This is a genomic window from Rhodococcus sp. NPDC057135, assembly GCF_042670865.1.
Classification (GTDB): domain Bacteria; phylum Actinomycetota; class Actinomycetes; order Mycobacteriales; family Mycobacteriaceae; genus Rhodococcus_F.
In genome coordinates this window covers 168,032-184,614 of sequence record NZ_JBHUUU010000003.1, presented here as the reverse complement: position 1 = coordinate 184,614, position 16,583 = coordinate 168,032, and the positions used below count along the sequence as shown (strand labels likewise).

The following is a 16,583-nucleotide window of genomic DNA, read 5'->3' as shown; positions in this document are numbered from 1 at the left end:
TCATGAGTTCTCCTAGTGCTGTGGGCCAACTCCTGGCCGTGCACCGGAAACGCTATCCGCGACGTGACCGTAGTCACAGTGCACGAAAGTGGACAATCTCAGACCCGCTGATCGGCGAGTTTCTGCTCGTAGACCAACTTCACGAACTCGGCACGGTTACGTACGTGCAGAACGGCAAGGATGCGGCTGACGTACTTCTTCACCGTGTCCGGGCTCAGCGACAAGATCACCGCAATTTCGTCGTTGGTATGACCGTCCGCCAACAGCTCCGCGAGATCGATCTGCCTGGGCGTCAGCTTCTCTCGCCATCCCGGCTCGCGTTGACCGGGAAGCGTTTGACACAGCAGCGACAATTGCCTGCCCACAATGCCCAATCCTGCGATGTCGCGCCCTGAAAGATCCTTGCCTTCGGAATCGAAGATCCCCACCAGACCGTGACCACCGTGGGCGAGCTGGAGATGCATCACCGACGCGCTGTGCAGTCGTTTGCGATAGAGAAAATCCCGCAGGTAGGTCGCCGACTGCGAAGGGACGTCGGCCAACTGGGTGTGCGTGATCGCTGGGGAGGACAACAGCGTCGCCCGTGATTGCGCCGTCGCAAAGACGTCGTCGAGGTACCAATGCGCTTGGTACTCGTCGAGAATCGGCGTGATCCGCCCGGTCGTCACCGGATTCGGATCGGCGAACGCTGTCGTAAAGGTAGGACCGGCGAGGAATGTGGTGTTGGGACAGCCGTAGTGATCGTGCAAGGCCACCATGAGCAGGTTCTTGAGCTGGTCGAGCGTTCTCGCCGCCGAGCAATAGTCGAGGATCGCGAAGACACGGTCGTAGTCCGTCGCGGACAGAGCCACGTCACCGCCACCACGCACGTCTACCACCTCACCGGAACTATGATCCAGATCACTCACCGAACAGCATAGGCACTGCGCTCGCGAAACGGACAAGTTCCGCCCCTACCTGCACTGTTGGCGTCCATACCGGATACTGACCCCTATGTCGGAACTCGGAAAAGAACCAGACGAGAAGCAGAAGGCCGTTCTGGAGCGGCACGCCTCGTGGATCGAATTGTTCTTCGACCTCGTCGTGGTTGCCGGCATCGGTCAACTTGCTCACCTGCTCCACGGTTCACCGTCCTGGTCGGATGTCGCGCTCTACGCCTTGCTCTATCTCGCGTTCTGGACCGCGTGGGCGACGTTCACGATGTACGGCAACGTTGCCGGCGACCGCGTCCGAATTCCGAGCATGCTGATCGCCATGTTCGGGCTGGCCGTCATGATGGCGGCAGTGGCCGGCATCCACGACAACCATGCGCTGGCCTTCGCTGTCGCCTACGTAGCCGTACGTCTGCTGGCGAGTCGGGTGTGGCACAACGGTCAGATCGTCGTCGACTGGCCGATCGCCCAGATGTCACTTGGTGTGATTCCGTGGATCGTCTCGTTCTGGTTCGAGGGTGACACCCGCTTCTGGCTCTGGACTGCCGGTGTCACCATCGACCTGCTGATCATGTTCGTCGTCTCCGGCAGCGCGATCATGGAAGACGCGCAGGAAAAGCTCGACCGCATCATCAAGGTCCGCGGGTTCAAGGACGACCGAATGCCCGAACTCGAAGCCCTGCACTCCGATCGGGCCCACCTTGCCGAGCGCTTGGGCCTGTACGTCATCATCGTGCTGGGCGAAGGCGTGATTCTCGTGATTTCTGCGGCCTCGAAGCTCACCTGGGACTCGACGGTGGTCAGCCTCGCCGTCGGATCGTTTGTCCTGCTCTCGGGCATGTGGGCGCTCTCGCTTCTCTACGGCCATGCCGGTGTTCCGCACCTGCAGGCCGAGAAGTTTCCCGCTCGCATCGACATGGCCCTGCACTGTTTCACCACCGGGGCGATCGCAGTTCTGGTCGCGGGCCTCGGGGCGGCCACCGAACACGGCGCAGAACACACACCCACGAACCTGCGGTGGCTGTTGTGCGGAAGCATCGCAGTCTATTTCGGCATCAGTACCGTGGCCGGATTGTTTGCGCGAACGGATCGACGGTGGCTGCTCGGCTGGGCTCTCCCCTGCACCGCCATCCCCATCGTCATGGGCATCGTCGGCACGCATATGAGCGCGACGTGGATCATCTGGGTGCTGGTGGCCACCGTGACCTGGCAGAACGGCTACGAGTACGCGCAGGTGAGGCGTTCGCGTCGCTCTGCTGTGCGCCTTTATTAACCCCCCGCGGTTAATAAAGGCGCACAGCAGGGACCGTCTTTACCCGCACCGCCGGGTCGTAGCGATAGGGCTGCGCCAAGAGGATTCCGGCCAATCGCTTACGCAACCTCGACATCTCGGCCCGGACGGTCACCGTCTTGCGCGGATCGCCGAACAGCTGTGAGGCGAGCTGCGAGGCCGTGAGGCCCTCGGACGTCTGCGTCAGAGCGAGAAGGATCTGCGAATGGCGCGGGCTGAGGTCGATACTCCAACTCCCCATGGCCGAGGAGTACCGCAGTTCCATCGCATTGGGATCTCGTAGGTCCAATTCGACTTCGGCACAAACAGTTCCGGACGCCGGGTTCACCTGAGGACGGATGAGCCAACCACCCGGCAGCGGCTCGCACATGCATAATCCGAGCGACGGGAGCCAATGCTCGCCGCTGCTCATCACTTTCGGCAGCGCGATGCGGTAGATCGGCGCCATCGAATCCACGGCCGCGACCCAGCCACCACGGTCCACGATCACTGTCGGCTGACTCGCGCGAGCCAGTGTCGACGCCGAGATCATCCGAAGCTGATCCAATCCGATTCGATGCTTCTCCCGCAGTGCGGATTCCGCCAGCCTGGCCACACTGTCCACCAGCGCGAGAGTCGACGGGTGGACCGTGTCTGCTGCGCCGGCGACGTTGACGACGGCGATGGCCCGGCGACTACGCGGATCCCGAACCGTCGCTCCGGAGCAGGTCCACGGATGCTGCGAGCGTGAGTAGTGCTCGGCCGAGAACACCTGCACTGCCGAACCTGATGCCAAGGACGTGCCGATCCCGTTGGTACCGACAGCTTCCTCGGTCCACGACGCACCCTCGATCATCCCGAGCCGTTCGGCCCGATCCAGCATTCGACTGGGCCCGTGTCGCCAAAGGATGCGCCCGTGGCGGTCGGCCACCACGATCAGATTCGCGTCGCCTGGGCCGACGAGTGGCGCCAGACCGTGCACCGCCTCGTCGAAGATCTCCGTCATGCCGGCGGCGCGTCTGCCCTCTTCGATCTCGGATTCGCGGCCCGTCTTGGTGATCGAGCACCGCTCAGGATCGAGTCCGAGCGCACGCAGACGCGACCACGAATTCGCGATGACGGAGCGCGGACGTGCAGGCGGCTTGCGCCCGGACATCGTTGCTTCGTACACGGATTCGAGAACACGTGCGTACTGCGCCGGGTCTTCACCACTACCCAAGGCCGGTTCGAGTCGATTCGTTGCGCCGATCACACTCCAGTCCTATGCGACGAGGTCACCGAAAGCGAGCGTTGCACCCGGTTGCAGAGTTGTCCGCGTGCGTGAACGTAGGACGGCGTTCACGCACGCGGACTGTGCTCACGCGTTGAGGGGTCTCCCCAGCGCCGAGAGCACCGACTCGTGCATTGCCTCCGAGAGCGTCGGATGAGCAAACACGACCTCGGCGAGATCCTCGCCGGTGGCTTCGAGGGATCTGGCAATTCCGAACCCCTGAATCTGCTCGGTCACGTCCGGACCTACCATGTGCGCGCCGAGCAGTTCCCCGGTATCGGCGTCGAAAATCGTCTTGACGAAGCCTTCGGCCTCACCGATCGCCAATGCCTTGCCATTCGCCTGCAGATCGAAGTGCCCGACCCGCAACGTGCGACCAGAGTCGGCGCATTGCTTCTCCGTCAGACCGAGACTCGCTACCTGCGGGCGGGCATACGTGCAACCAGGAACGTAGTCACAATCGAGCGGATGAACATCGGGCACGCCGGCAAGCTTTTCGACGCACAGGACGGCTTCGTGACTTGCCTTGTGCGCCAGACACGGAGCGCCCGCGACGTCACCGATGGCGTAGATCCCGAAAGCACTGGTACGGCACCACTCGTCGGTGACGATCGCACCGCGCTCGATCTCGACACCCGCAGCTTCCAACCCGAGATCCTCGACGTTGCCGGTAATTCCGGCCGCCACCAACACCCGGTCCACGGTCAACGCGCGGACGCCGTTGCTCGTCTGCACGCTCACCTCGACGGCGTCGGCGCCGACGGTTACCGCCGACACCGAGGCTCCGGTGTGAATCGTGATGCCCCGCTTCTCGAACTGCTTGCGAACGAAGCCGGAGATCTCCTCGTCCTCGACCGGCATGATGTGCGGTGCCATCTCCACGAGGGTCACCTCGGTTCCGAGATCGCGGTACAGGCTGGCGAATTCGACTCCGATCGCGCCGGACCCGATCACGAGCAGCGACTTCGGCAGTTCATTCGGGACGAGTGCGTCGAAGTAAGTCCACACCCGGTCGGCGTCCGGAGCGACACCGGGAATCGAGCGCGGCCGGGCGCCGGTCGCAATGATCACGTGGTCGGCTCGATACGTCCGACCTTCCACGGATACGACGCCCTTGTCCACCAACTTCGCAGTGCCGGAGAGGACCTCGACGCCGTTCTTCTTCATCAGATAGGCAACACCGCCGGACAACCGCTCCGAAACGCCACGGCTGAACGCCACCAACTTCGAGATGTCGAATTCAACAGACGCCGAACTGAATCCGTATGTGTCGAGTTCGCTCAAGGTATGCGCGACGTCAGCGCCGTGAAGCATCGCCTTGGTGGGGATACAGCCCCAGTTGAGGCAGATACCACCGAGGCGATCACGTTCGACCAGCGCAACGCTCAACCCCAACTGGGCAGCCCGGATCGCCGCAACGTACCCACCCGGGCCGCCGCCGATGACAAGAACGTCGTACTTCTGAGACGTATTGCTTTCCACCACAGCCCCTTACACCAACATCAGCGCGGGAGAAGCAACAAAGCGCTGGAGTTCGCGAAGGAAGGTCGCACCCAACGCTCCGTCGATCACCCTGTGATCGCACGAGAGGGTCACGGTCATCAGTGTCCGAACCGAGACGGTGTCGCCGACCACTACGGCCCGCTTCTCCCCCGCACCAACGGCGAGGATCGCACCCTGGGGCGGATTGATGATCGCGTCGAAAGACTTGATCCCGAACATACCGAGGTTGGACACTGTGAAGGTTCCACCCTGGAATTCTTCGGGACGGAGTTTGCCGGTCTTCGCCTTGGTGGCCAACGCGAGCACCTCACCGGAGATGTCCGCCAACGACTTGGTGTTCGCACTGCGCACGATGGGCGTGATCAAACCAGTCGGAAGTGCAACTGCCACCGAGACATCCGCCGACGCGAATCGAAGAACCGATTCGTTCGCGGCATCGAACTGGACGTTCATGTCCGGCACCTTCATCAGCGCGGCGGCGCAGGCTTTCACGATGAAGTCGTTGACCGACAACTTGACCGCCGGGACGGTCGAATTGATCTCCTTGCGCAGAGCGAGGAGCGCATCGAGCTCGAGATCCGCCGAGAGCCGGAAATGGGGAGCCTGCTGCTTGGACGCCTGCAACCGACCGGCGATTGCCGATCGCATGGGTGTGAAAGGAACTGTGTCGTAATCGGGTTCGACGGCGACGGCTCCCGTCTTCGCCGCCGCATCAGGTAGGAGCTGCGCGGAACGGGCGGCGTCGTGCACGTCGGCGACGCAGACGCGCCCCCTCGAGCCCGTCGGACGACAGTCGTGCAAATTGACGCCCATCGATTGCGCAGTTCTGCGTGCGACCGGGGTGGCCGGTACGGCGCTGTCATCGATAGTCGATCGCAGCGGAAGTCCGGATCTCGTGGCCGTCGCCGCGGGCGCAACAGTGCCACCGGCGTCACGAATCGCGTCGTCGATGTCTCGGACACTGATCCGTCCGAGTGGACCCGTACCCACCACGGCGGCGAGATCGATTCCGAGTGCTTCGGAACGTCGGAGTGCGCGAGGACTGGCAAACACGTCACTCTGAGTCGTGCCCTGCAGAACGCTCGGTACGACGGTGGAGCCGGTTGGTGCAGGTTTCGGTGCAACAACCGCCTTCGCAGCCGGCGTCGGCAGAGGTGTCGCGGGAGCCGCCGGCGCGGCAGCTGGTGACGGTGACGGCTCTTCCGGCGGCGCGGTTGCGCCGCGGGCGGCGAGGAACTGCTCGATCTCCGCATCCGTCGTGGACGCGTCGGCGGACACACCGATCACGGCACCGACGGGCAGAGTCTGCCCCGGTGTGCCGACGATCTTGCGGAGAACACCGTCGAACGGCGCCTCCAGCTCGTTGGTGATCTTGCTGGTCTCGATCTCACAGATCAATTGGCCCTTGGTGAACGAGTCGCCTTCCCCGATGAGCCAGGCGTTGACCAACCCCTCTTCCATGGAGAGCCCCCACTTGGGAATGTCGATAGCTTTGATATCCGCCATGATCAGGCTCTCACCAGCTTGCGAACCGACTCTTCGATGCGCGCCGCGTCGGGCAGCCAAGCAGTTTCGAGGGTCGGCGAGAACGGAACCGGCGTGTGCGGCGGCGTGATCAGTTCGATCGGCGCTTTCAGGTAGTTGAAACCCTTGGTGGCGATCAACGCGGCCACGTCGTGCCCGAAGCCGCAGCGGGCGGCGGATTCGTCGACGATCACGACCCGTCCGGTCGACGCGACGGATTCGAGGATGCCATCCTCGTCCAATGGGGAGACGGTACGAGGATCGACGACCTCCACCGAAATACCCTCTGCTGCCAGCTTGTCCGCTACGTCGTTGGCGCGGTTCACCATCGCGGACAAAGCGATGATCGTGACGTCGTCGCCCTGCCTGGTGTAGTTGGCGACGCCGAACGGAATCGCGTAGGGCTCGTCCGGCACCTCGTCCTTGAGGTCGTAGAGAACCTTGTGCTCACAGAAGACGACGGGATCGTCGTCTCGGATAGCTTGGATGAGAAGCCCTTTGGCGTCGTACGCGTTGGACGGAGCGACCACCTTCAGACCAGGCACCGCCGCGAACACGTTGTACGGGGACTGAGAATGCTGTGCAGCGGCGGAGAATCCCGCGCCGATCATGCCTCGCACCACCAGCGGAGTTCTGGCCTTGCCACCGAACATGTAGCGGAACTTGGCAGCCTGGTTGTAGAGCGCGTCGTAGGAAACTCCGAAGAAGTCCATGAACATCAACTCGGCGACCGGTCGAAGTCCGGTCAGTGCTGCTCCGGCAGCCATTCCGATGATCGCGGATTCGGTGATCGGGGTGTCGATCACACGCTCCGATCCGAACTCCGTCCACAGGCCCTTGGTGACACCGAGGACACCGCCGAACGCCTCGATCTTCTTCGTCTCCAGATCGGGATTGGTACCGGCATGCCCGCCGCGTACGTCCTCACCGATGAGGACGACGCTCGGATCTCGTTGCATCTCTTGGGCGATGGCCTCTTTGACGGCCTCGCGGTAAGTCTTCTTCGACACGTTCTTGGTTTCCACGCTTGTCATCTCGGGCTCCTCAGTACGACACGTAGACATCGGTCAGCAGATTCTCGACGGGTGGATACGCCGCGGCGCGCGCCTTCGCTACCGCCTCGTCCACCAACACTCGCGACTGCTCGTCCACCGCGTCCAGATCAGCGAAGCTGACCTTCTTCGCGTCGACACTGCTACGGAAGTTCTTGAGCGGATCTTTGGTTTCCCGCAGTTGCGCAACCTGTTCCGCCGTGCGGTACAGCTGCGCGTCGCCCTCGAAGTGGCCGTGCCAACGGAATGCCGCCGCCTCGATCGTGGTGGGTCCACCGCCGGTCCTGGCACGCTCGGATGCTTCCGCCATTGCGTCGTAGACCGCGAAGAAGTCGGTGCCGTCCACCTTGACGGCAGGCATGCCGAAGGATGCGGCGCGCGCGGCGATGTCGGGTGCACCGACGGCGTAGTCGGTTCCGGTGGCTTCCCCGAATCCGTTGTTCTCGATCACGAAGACGATCGGAAGATCCAGCACCACAGCCATGTTCATCGCCTCGAAGACGGTTCCCTGGTTGGATCCACCGTCACCCGTGAACGAGGCTGCGATGACACCGTTTCCGAGCGTCTTACCACTCAGTGCTGCACCGATCGCCAACGACGGTGCGCCGCCGACAATCGCGTTGGCGCCGAGCATTCCCACGGACAGGTCGGCGATGTGCATCGAACCACCCTTGCCGCGACACAGGCCGTCGTCCTTACCGAAGATCTCCGCCATCATTCCGTTGAGGTCACAGCCCTTGGCAATGCAGTGCCCGTGACCGCGGTGTGTGGATCCGATGTAGTCGGCGTCGCTGAGGTTCTCGCACACTCCGACGGCGATGGCTTCCTGGCCCGAGTAGAGGTGAATGAAGCCGGGGATGTCGCCGGTTGCATTCTCTTCGTGCAAGCGATCCTCGAAGGCACGGATACGTGACATCTTCTCGTACGCCTTCAGCAATGCTTCCCGGCCCAGCCCTGAATGAGGCTTGGCCCCCGTCTTTTTCGATCCTGGCGTTGTCGGCTTCTGCGCCGTCCGTTGAACCACCGTCACACTCCTCGTTCTCGATCACTCGTCGCCATGCAGTGTCGTGTAGGTCACGGACGAAGAGAAAGAGTTGCGTACGGTTGCCGGGAGTTGCGAAGGGTTGCAGTTGTTGACTTTCGAGCGTTGATTCAGGCGCCGCTCAGGCTGCCGCGTCTGATCTTGGACAGCGCGCGGTGTTGGACGAGTTCGACGGCGCTCGTTGTTGTTCTCAGTGACAGCGCCGTCTCGCGCACGTCGAAACCGACGACGATGCGAGCTACCAAAACGTTGCGTTCGACGGCCGACAGATCACCGAAAGGCAGAGTGAGTCGACTCGATGCTGGTAGCGAATCGATTTCGCGACTGATCGCGTCGTACAGGTGCGCGAGGAACGCTTCTCCGGCGCGTCTTCGTCGCCGGATGTCGGACAGGACGGATCTGCAGATACCGACGGCAATACGGTCAGCGTCGAGCGGTCGCAGTTCGGCACGACAGCGCCGCGTCACCAGAGGCACGATGCGTTGAAGGAGTTCTGCAATCGCGTCACGATCCCCTCGGGACGCATCGTCGGCAACACTGTCGATCGAACGTCCACCTGCCCTGCTTGTCATTGCGATCTCCCCCTGGTTCGGCCCTTGGTCGAATTCCTTACTGCTGCTCAGGTTTTGAACTCGTCAGGGGCGTATCGGCTCGGGGCAGATCCCGGTTTGTTCCCCGATGATGTTGATCTCGGCGTTGGAACGAGGGTCGGCGCCGTAGTTGATCTGGTCGGTGCACTTCTCTGAGGGCTCGACGGCATCGGGTGGGAGCGGTGCCGGACACGAACCCATCCGCTCTCCGATGCTGTTGATCTCCGCATTCGAACGAGGATCACCCGCATAGTTGATCTGATCGGTGCACCTGGTCGACTCGGTAGGCGGACCAGGGGCCGCAGGGGCAACCGCGCTGGTCGAGACCGGGGTCCAGGCCGGCGCTGCTCCGCCCGCCGGGGCTCCGGGAGTGGATGTGTCCGCACCGCCGCCCGCCGAGCTCGAGCTTTCGACTGTTTCCGACGCGGTCGCTGGGGTCAGCGGCGGTGCGGTCGTCGACGCCGCGACCACCGACGTAGTCGTCGATTCGAGTCCTGGCGCGCTGGTGTCGTCACTCGAACACCCGGTCATCGCGCACACCACTCCGATCGTCAGTACGGTGAGCAGCACTCGCCGACGCCGAGTCTTGTTGGTCAGCAATACTTCAGGCATTTGCTCTCACACTCCTCGATACGCGGATCAGATCGCTGCGCCCAAGCGGTGAACACCGACGTGACTCACTCTAGGAGCCCGATTCCATCGGTTTCGTAACAGAATTCCGTCGGTCACGTACCAACTCTCGACGGTCCTGACATTTGTACGATTACGTAACGGTGGGTGGCGAAACCCCGATATCGGGATCACCTGTGATCGTATGAAAGTACACATGCCGATGAGACAGTTCGCACCGGCCGGGGAGGGGAAAGCGTTGTATCGGAATGACATCTGCAGCGGTCTATCAGACCGCCCTCGCAGGCTGTTCGGTACAGCGCTCGCGGCAGCAACCCTCGGAGCTTCCGTGATCACCGGGTGCGCGTCCACCCAGGGCGTTGTGATCGAAGGCGATGTCGCTTCCACCGGGTTGCCCGTCACGCAACCCGCAGACCTGGCCAGACGGGTTGCCGAAAACTCGAGGTTGGGGCGGGCGCTCCTCGACGATCCCGGGGTGTCAGAGGGAGTGAAGACAGAACTCCGGTCATGCCCGGACTGGTATCCGATCTCGGTCGGGTCCATCCTTCTCGATCCAGGCGCACCTCGTATCGTGCCGGAAACTGAACTCGTCGTCATGAATGTGTATCCGTGCCAACCGGCCCACCAGCCCGGGACCGGAGTGTCGATTTCGGTCAACCTCGCCGGCTACGTCTACCGCAGCGGCAAGGCCGGTTCGAGTGAAGACGATCCCGAACTGGGTGAGCGCCTGTTCTCCGTCGAAGAGCGCGGAAAGTTCATCGTCAGCGGTCAGCGCGCCGCGAGTTTGTCAGTCCTGGAAACGGATCCGCGACCTCCGGAGTTCGAATGTTGCCCGCGTCCGCCGCTGCGAACCGAGTTCCACTGGGATGGAATGGAGTTCATCCGTGATTGATCGCCGTCGCCGCGCGATGCTCGCCGAGCTCTGCCTGCCGGTCGCGTTTGCTCTCAGCTCCTGTTCCGCCGAATCTGAATCCGGACCGGCTCCGAATATCGCAGCAGCACTGGACCCTTCGGATCTCTCGCAGGGTTTGAGCATCGATCCTGTGGCCCTCATCAGAGCAGACCCAGAGGTGTCCGATGCGGTCAAGGGCAGTCTCCGGCTGTGCGGTGACGCGAACTTCCCCTACGAAATCCGGTACTCCCCTGTGACGGGCGCCGTTTGGCAAGATGCCGTCGTCAATGTCTTCACCTGCGAGTCTCTTGGTGTCTGGGGACGCCCCACACCGCCAGTCGCTTTCACAATCGCCGGTTTCGTCTATCAGATCGACGAGACCGGCGCGCGCAAAGTGTTCGACGTGCAAGATCCAGGACGCTACGTCGTCGGCTCCCCCGGAGGTTTGTCGGTCATGGTCGACCTGTGCAAAGACCCTGGCATTCCGGACTTCTGTCAATCGTCGACTGCGTACAGGTGGACCGGTGAAGGGTTTGAGAGTGTTCCGTTCCCATGAAAGCGAATGCCGATGAGTGATCCGTTGATTTTGCTGGTCGAAGACGACGCCGTCATTCGCGAAGCCACACAATTGAACCTCGAACGCAACGGTTTTCGAGTGATCACCGCACCAGGTGGGTTGACCGGAATGGAATTGGCCGTCGGCGCCAAGCCGGACATCGCCGTCCTGGACGTGATGCTTCCCGACCTCAACGGAATCAGCCTGTGCCGTCGTATTCGTGAGGAACTCTCGGTGCCGGTCATCATGCTGTCCGCCCGCGACGACCCGGTCGACATAGTTCTCGGATTGGAAGCCGGTGCCGACGACTACGTCACCAAGCCGTTCGACAGCGGTGTCCTGGTGGCACGTATCCGAAGTGTGCTCCGCCGGGTCGAATCCCATTCCGGTACGGAGAAAGACATCGTGACTCTCGGCGATCTGGAGATCGATCGCGAGTTGGTCTCGGTCACTCGCTCTGGCGCCGAAGTGGCACTCACTCCCACCGAGATGAAGCTGCTCCTGGTCATGGTGAGCGTGCCGCGCAAAGTCTGGTCGCGCTCCGAACTGCTCTCGGACGTCTGGGATTACGACTGGGGCGGCGATACCCGCATCGTCGACGTTCACGTTCAGCGACTGCGCACGAAGATCGGCTCCGAACAGATCCGGACCGTCCGAGGGTTCGGATACACGATGGACAACCATCGGTGAGATCGCGGGATCTCGCAGCCAAGCTCCCCTCCACCGGCAGGCGGTTGTCGTTTCAGTGGAAGATCGCGGCAGCCATCACATTCGTGATCGCCGTTGCCTCGATCACCCTCAGTACCGTGATGCATCAAACCTTTTCACACAACCAGGAGGATGCAGCGCGGGCTGCAGCTGATCGCAATCTCCAACTGGTGCTGCAGGACGAAACAGGGAGCATGCGTGCATTGTTCCGCGCCACCACGGATGGCCTGGACGTTCCGGAAGAGTTACGCGAGGCCGTCGCCGGCGGCAAACGCGCCACCTACCTCGTCAACAGTGGAGACCAACCATTCGTCTGGGCAGCTGCCGACGTGAACACTCAGGTGGTGGCGATTCGCGTCCCGTACACCGCGCAGCGGGAATCGATCGCCAGCGTCGATCGGACCCTTCGCAATGCCACCGTCGCTGTGATCGCAGCGGGTGCCGTCCTGGGTGTGCTGCTTGGGCTCGCGATGTCGTATCGTTTGCGCTCGGCCGCCCGTGCGGCACGCAAAGTGTCTACCGGAGCGGACATCCGCGTCCGCTCGGTCACCTGGTCACTCTTCGACGACGAGATCACCGAACTGGCGGATGCTGTCGACGCGATGTCCGATGCGCTGCGCGGACAACTCGACGCCGAAAAGCGCGTGACAGCCAACATCGCGCACGATCTCAGGACGCCCATCTCCGGACTGGTCGGCGCCGCGGAGCTTCTGCCGCCCGGCAGGCCAACCGAATTGGTGCGCGACGGCGTCCATAAACTCAGGAGACTCGCCGAGGACGTCATCGAGGTGGCCCGCCTCGACACCACCTCCGAGCAGGCAGACATCCAATCGGTGGAACTGGCACCGGTGGTGCGCCACGCGATTTCCACCACCGGTGTCGAGTGTGAAATGAGTGTTCACGACGCCCCCGCGTCGTACACCGACGCACGCAGACTCGAACGGATCATCGCCAACCTGATCTTGAATGCTCGCAATCACGGAAAGTCGCCGATTAATGTCGACGTCGACCACTCCCGCATCACCGTGAGGGATAGGGGCAGCGGATTCACTGAAGAGTGGCTTCGCCAGGGGCCGCGGAGATTTCAGACCGATTGCGTCGAACGCGGCCCGAACTCGGGCCTGGGCCTCGGCTTGACGATCGTAGTGGGGCAAGCGGCGGTCATCGGCGCTCGTATCGACTTCGCGAACCATCCGAACGGGGGCGCGGTGGTGACGATCGACCTCCCCGAATGCTCGTCGGACGAGTTCGATTGACACCGGGGCAGTTCGGTCGATCGGCCGGGACACAGTGCCCCGGCCGATCATTGGTGCTTCAGGCTCAAACCTGTCCGACAGTAACTCCGGTGCGAACGTCCGGTGCACCGAGGCGCGCCGCATCAGCCGTCAGGTCATCGGGCTGCTCCTGAGATTCCCGCTCGGCTGCAACGCGCAACCGGTAGTGCTCGATCTCCTCGGCAATGTGCTCGGGAGTCCAACCGAGCACCGGCGCAACCAGTTCCGCCACTTCGGCAGCTGCCGCATCGCCGCGATCGGTAACCTCGATGGAGATGCGAGTACGACGGGTCAGAATGTCGTCGAGATGCTGCGCACCCTCGTGGCTCGCAGCGTAATGGATCTCTGCCTTGAGATACTCGGGAGCGGAGTCCAACGGCTGCCCCAGTTCCGTTCGCGTCTCGACGAGTTCGAACAACTCGTCGGCCAGAGTGCCGTACCGACCCAGTAGGTGCTCGATGGTCGAAACGTGCAGTCCCGTGCGCTCAGCGGTGAGATGCCGATTGTTGTGCGCGGCGAAGTAGCCGTCGGCACCCACCAGTTGGATACGCTCGGTGCAGGACTTCGGCACCTTCTGTTCCAATCCGTGCACCGCGGAATCGACAGCGTCCTTGGCCATCACGCGGTAAGTGGTGTACTTCCCACCGGCGACTACCGTCAAACCTCGGACCGGACTCGACACCGCGTGCTCACGCGAGAGAGTGCTGGTCGAATCCGATTCGCCGAACAGCAACGGACGCAACCCCGCGTACACACCGACGACGTCCTCGTGCGTCAACTCGTCCTGAAGGAGCTTGTTGACATGTCCGAGGATGTAGTCGATATCGCTTCGGCTCGCTGCTGGATGCGCGAGGTCGAGGTTCCAATCGGTGTCCGTCGTACCGATGATCCAGTGGCTGCCCCACGGGATCACGAACAGCAGGCTCTTCTCGGTCCGCGTGATGATCCCGGTCGAAGAGTTGATCCGGTTTCGCGGGACAACCAGGTGCACGCCCTTGGAGGCACGAACCTGGAACTGTCCTCGCCCACCGACCATTTCCTGAATCTCGTCAGTCCACACGCCGGCCGCGTTGATGACCTGGCGAGCACGGATCTCGAACGCGCGACCTGTTTCCAGATCCACGGCCTTCACACCGACGACGCGGTCCTCCTCACGGAGAAAGCCGATTACGCGGGTGCTGTTGACGCACAGCGCACCGTACTCGGCCGCCGTGCGCGCCAGCATCATCGTGTGGCGGGCATCATCTACCTGACCCTCGTAGAACTTGACCGAACCCCGGATAGCAGAACGCTTTCCGGAAGGGAACGATTCGAGAGTCTTCTTCTTGCCCACATGCTTGTGGTGTGAAGGAACCCCGCGGCCTGCGCCCATCACGTCGTAGACGCCGATGCCCAGACCGACGTACGGCCGGTCGATCAGCTTCTCGAGCGGGTAGATGAACGGCACCGGCTTCGCGAGATGCGGGCACAGCGAGTTCAGAACCAGCGACCGCTCACGCAGCGCCTCGAACACGAGCGCAAAATTGAACTGCTCGAGGTAACGCAGTCCGCCGTGGAACAACTTGCTGGACCTGCTCGAGGTTCCGGATGCGAAGTCGCGAGCCTCCACCAAGCCCACCTTCAGACCGCGGGTTGCGGCGTCGAGCGCGCTACCCGCACCGACCACGCCACCGCCGATGACCAGGACGTCGAGTTCGGTTTCTTCCAACTTCTTCAGCGACTCCGCCCGCGAGGACGGACTCAATGCTTGTGCTGTACTCATGAAAACTGTTCCTTCACTTGAAAATAGGTAGAAATGCGGGCGCCGCGATCAGTCTGCGTCGACCCAGTCGAGTGTCCGAGTGACGGCCTTCTGCCAGCCTGCGTACAGCCGGTCACGCTCCGCCGAATCCATCGACGGCGTCCAGCTCTTGTCCTTCGCCCAGTTGCTGCGAATGTCGTCCTCGCTCTCCCAGTACCCGACCGCGAGACCAGCGGCGTATGCGGCGCCCAAAGCCGTGGTCTCTGCCACGACCGGGCGGATCACCTCGACGTCGAGCAGATCGGCCTGGAATTGCATGAGGAGTTCGTTCGCGACCATTCCGCCGTCGACCTTGAGCACCTTCAAGTCGACACCCGAGTCGAGGTTCATCGCCTCGATCACCTCACGGCTCTGGTACGCAGTCGCTTCGAGCACCGCCCGGGCAAGGTGCCCCTTGTTCACGAACCGGGTCAGACCGACGATCGCGCCGCGTGCATCCGCGCGCCAATGCGGTGCAAACAGACCCGAGAACGCGGGCACGAAGTACGCGCCACCGTTGTCCTCCACAGAGCGAGCGTTCACCTCGATGTCGGCCGCATTGTCGATCATGCCGAGGTTGTCCCGAAGCCACTGCACCAGCGAACCCGTCACGGCGATCGATCCTTCCAGCGCATAGACAGTGGGCTGCTCGCCGATCTTGTAACAGACCGTCGTCAGCAATCCGTTCTTGCTCATCACCTTTTCGGTTCCGGTGTTGAGGAGCACGAAGTTTCCGGTTCCGTAGGTGTTCTTCGCTTCTCCGGGCGAGAGGCAGGCCTGGCCGAAGGTTGCAGCCTGCTGATCACCGAGGATTCCGGCGATCGGCACGCCGGACAGGGTGCCACGTTCACGGACGAATCCGAAGACCTCGGACGAGCTGCGGATCTCGGGAAGCATGGACTCCGGAATTCCCATGTCGGCACAGATCGCCGAATCCCAAGCGAGAGTGTCGAGATCCATCAGCAGGGTGCGCGAGGCGTTGGTCGGATCGGTGGCGTGCACTCCGCCTTGGACGCCGCCGGTCATGTTCCACAACACCCAGGTGTCCATCGTGCCGAAGCACAACTCGCCGGCTTCGGCCTTGTCGCGAGCGCCCTCGACGTTGTCGAGAATCCACTTGACCTTGGGGCCCGAGAAGTACGTTGCCAACGGCAGTCCGGTGACTTCGGTGTACTTCTTGGGGCCGTCTTCGCCTGCGAGCGCCGTGCAGATCCGATCAGTGCGTGTGTCCTGCCAGACGATCGCGTTGTAGACGGGCTTTCCGGTTGCTCGTTCCCAGACCACTGCCGTCTCACGCTGATTGGTGATTCCGACCGATGCGATGTCGGCTGCGGTCAAGTCTGCATTGGCCAGGGCGCCCGCCGTGACGTTGCGGACGTTGTCCCAGATCTCGATCGGATCGTGCTCGACCCAACCCGCCTGCGGGAAGATCTGCGAGTGCTCATGCTGTTCGACGGCAACCACGTGCCCACTGTGATCGAAGATCATGCAACGAGTGGAGGTGGTTCCCTGGTCTATCGCGGCTACGAACTGCGCCATCGTGCTACCCCTTTGGTGTCG

General features: G+C 62.5%; 15 protein-coding genes. 5 read left to right on the top strand and 10 right to left on the bottom strand.

The annotated features are described in order from the left end of the window. Window positions 1-98: 98 nt before the first annotated feature. Window positions 99-908: a response regulator transcription factor gene (locus ACFT1A_RS06300; RefSeq protein WP_378446266.1), complete on the bottom strand. Its 810-nt coding sequence runs from the start codon at window positions 906-908 to the stop codon at window positions 99-101. Between the two features lie 85 nt (window positions 909-993). Between ACFT1A_RS06300 and ACFT1A_RS06295 the strand changes: the two genes are divergently transcribed. Continuing rightward, entirely contained in the window at window positions 994-2,205 is a 1,212-nt protein-coding gene (locus tag ACFT1A_RS06295; RefSeq protein ID WP_378446265.1) for a low temperature requirement protein A, read from the top strand. 10 nt (window positions 2,206-2,215) lie between these two features. On the opposite strand, the gene ACFT1A_RS06290 is transcribed toward ACFT1A_RS06295, so the two are convergent. From ACFT1A_RS06290 to ACFT1A_RS06260, 7 genes are all read right to left on the bottom strand, one after another. Beyond that, the gene (locus ACFT1A_RS06290; RefSeq protein ID WP_378446264.1) at window positions 2,216-3,454 is read right to left on the bottom strand and encodes a GAF domain-containing protein; all 1,239 of its coding nucleotides are present in this window, start codon (window positions 3,452-3,454) and stop codon (window positions 2,216-2,218) included. A gap of 105 nt (window positions 3,455-3,559) precedes the next feature. Further along, window positions 3,560-4,957, bottom strand: coding sequence for a dihydrolipoyl dehydrogenase (lpdA, locus tag ACFT1A_RS06285; protein ID WP_378446263.1), 1,398 nt, complete (start codon window positions 4,955-4,957; stop codon window positions 3,560-3,562). Between the two features lie 6 nt (window positions 4,958-4,963). Continuing rightward, a complete protein-coding gene (locus tag ACFT1A_RS06280; protein WP_378446262.1) occupies window positions 4,964-6,481 on the bottom strand; it encodes a 2-oxo acid dehydrogenase subunit E2 in 1,518 nt (505 codons plus the stop codon). Between the two features lie 2 nt (window positions 6,482-6,483). Further along, window positions 6,484-7,533 (bottom strand): alpha-ketoacid dehydrogenase subunit beta, encoded by a 1,050-nt coding sequence (locus tag ACFT1A_RS06275; protein WP_378446261.1) that lies wholly within the window; start codon window positions 7,531-7,533, stop codon window positions 6,484-6,486. A 10-nt stretch (window positions 7,534-7,543) separates the two neighbouring features. Next, the gene (locus ACFT1A_RS06270; protein WP_378446540.1) at window positions 7,544-8,467 is read right to left on the bottom strand and encodes a thiamine pyrophosphate-dependent dehydrogenase E1 component subunit alpha; all 924 of its coding nucleotides are present in this window, start codon (window positions 8,465-8,467) and stop codon (window positions 7,544-7,546) included. 236 nt (window positions 8,468-8,703) lie between these two features. Further along, on the bottom strand, window positions 8,704-9,165 hold the full coding sequence (locus tag ACFT1A_RS06265) for an RNA polymerase subunit sigma (RefSeq protein WP_378446260.1): 462 nt from the start codon (window positions 9,163-9,165) through the stop codon (window positions 8,704-8,706). A 63-nt stretch (window positions 9,166-9,228) separates the two neighbouring features. Next, window positions 9,229-9,795, bottom strand: coding sequence for a hypothetical protein (locus tag ACFT1A_RS06260; RefSeq protein WP_378446259.1), 567 nt, complete (start codon window positions 9,793-9,795; stop codon window positions 9,229-9,231). 214 nt (window positions 9,796-10,009) lie between these two features. Between ACFT1A_RS06260 and ACFT1A_RS06255 the strand changes: the two genes are divergently transcribed. From ACFT1A_RS06255 to ACFT1A_RS06240, 4 genes are read left to right on the top strand one after another with little or no spacing between them, the layout of a single operon-like run. Then, window positions 10,010-10,705: a hypothetical protein gene (locus tag ACFT1A_RS06255; RefSeq protein WP_378446258.1), complete on the top strand. Its 696-nt coding sequence runs from the start codon at window positions 10,010-10,012 to the stop codon at window positions 10,703-10,705. Continuing rightward, a complete protein-coding gene (locus ACFT1A_RS06250; RefSeq protein WP_378446257.1) occupies window positions 10,698-11,261 on the top strand; it encodes a hypothetical protein in 564 nt (187 codons plus the stop codon). The genes ACFT1A_RS06255 and ACFT1A_RS06250 overlap by 8 nt, the downstream gene beginning before the upstream one ends. A 12-nt stretch (window positions 11,262-11,273) precedes the next feature. Beyond that, on the top strand, window positions 11,274-11,951 hold the full coding sequence (locus ACFT1A_RS06245; RefSeq protein ID WP_378446256.1) for a response regulator: 678 nt from the start codon (window positions 11,274-11,276) through the stop codon (window positions 11,949-11,951). Further along, entirely contained in the window at window positions 11,948-13,225 is a 1,278-nt protein-coding gene (locus ACFT1A_RS06240) for a sensor histidine kinase (protein WP_378446255.1), read from the top strand. The genes ACFT1A_RS06245 and ACFT1A_RS06240 overlap by 4 nt, the downstream gene beginning before the upstream one ends. 64 nt (window positions 13,226-13,289) lie before the next feature. Here the strand turns inward: ACFT1A_RS06240 and ACFT1A_RS06235 are convergent, their stop codons facing one another. Together ACFT1A_RS06235 and glpK are read right to left on the bottom strand one after the other, a co-directional pair. Then, the gene (locus tag ACFT1A_RS06235; RefSeq protein WP_378446254.1) at window positions 13,290-15,005 is read right to left on the bottom strand and encodes a glycerol-3-phosphate dehydrogenase/oxidase; all 1,716 of its coding nucleotides are present in this window, start codon (window positions 15,003-15,005) and stop codon (window positions 13,290-13,292) included. 48 nt (window positions 15,006-15,053) lie between these two features. After that, window positions 15,054-16,562, bottom strand: a complete 1,509-nt coding sequence (gene glpK / locus ACFT1A_RS06230; protein ID WP_230814506.1) for a glycerol kinase GlpK — start codon at window positions 16,560-16,562, stop codon at window positions 15,054-15,056. Window positions 16,563-16,583 lie beyond the last annotated feature (21 nt).

What these genes read in the sequence shown, in the direction of transcription:
- ACFT1A_RS06295 (WP_378446265.1), top strand. Translation starts at nt 994, where the DNA reads ATGTCGGAACTCGGAAAAGAACCAGACGAGAAGCAGAAGGCCGTTCTG.
- ACFT1A_RS06280 (WP_378446262.1), bottom strand. Translation starts at nt 6,481, where the DNA reads ATGGCGGATATCAAAGCTATCGACATTCCCAAGTGGGGGCTCTCCATG.
- ACFT1A_RS06275 (WP_378446261.1), bottom strand. Translation starts at nt 7,533, where the DNA reads ATGACAAGCGTGGAAACCAAGAACGTGTCGAAGAAGACTTACCGCGAG.
- ACFT1A_RS06270 (WP_378446540.1), bottom strand. Translation starts at nt 8,467, where the DNA reads ATGTCACGTATCCGTGCCTTCGAGGATCGCTTGCACGAAGAGAATGCA.
- ACFT1A_RS06265 (WP_378446260.1), bottom strand. Translation starts at nt 9,165, where the DNA reads ATGACAAGCAGGGCAGGTGGACGTTCGATCGACAGTGTTGCCGACGAT.
- ACFT1A_RS06260 (WP_378446259.1), bottom strand. Translation starts at nt 9,795, where the DNA reads ATGCCTGAAGTATTGCTGACCAACAAGACTCGGCGTCGGCGAGTGCTG.
- ACFT1A_RS06255 (WP_378446258.1), top strand. Translation starts at nt 10,010, where the DNA reads ATGCCGATGAGACAGTTCGCACCGGCCGGGGAGGGGAAAGCGTTGTAT.
- ACFT1A_RS06245 (WP_378446256.1), top strand. Translation starts at nt 11,274, where the DNA reads ATGAGTGATCCGTTGATTTTGCTGGTCGAAGACGACGCCGTCATTCGC.
- ACFT1A_RS06235 (WP_378446254.1), bottom strand. Translation starts at nt 15,005, where the DNA reads ATGAGTACAGCACAAGCATTGAGTCCGTCCTCGCGGGCGGAGTCGCTG.
- glpK (WP_230814506.1), bottom strand. Translation starts at nt 16,562, where the DNA reads ATGGCGCAGTTCGTAGCCGCGATAGACCAGGGAACCACCTCCACTCGT.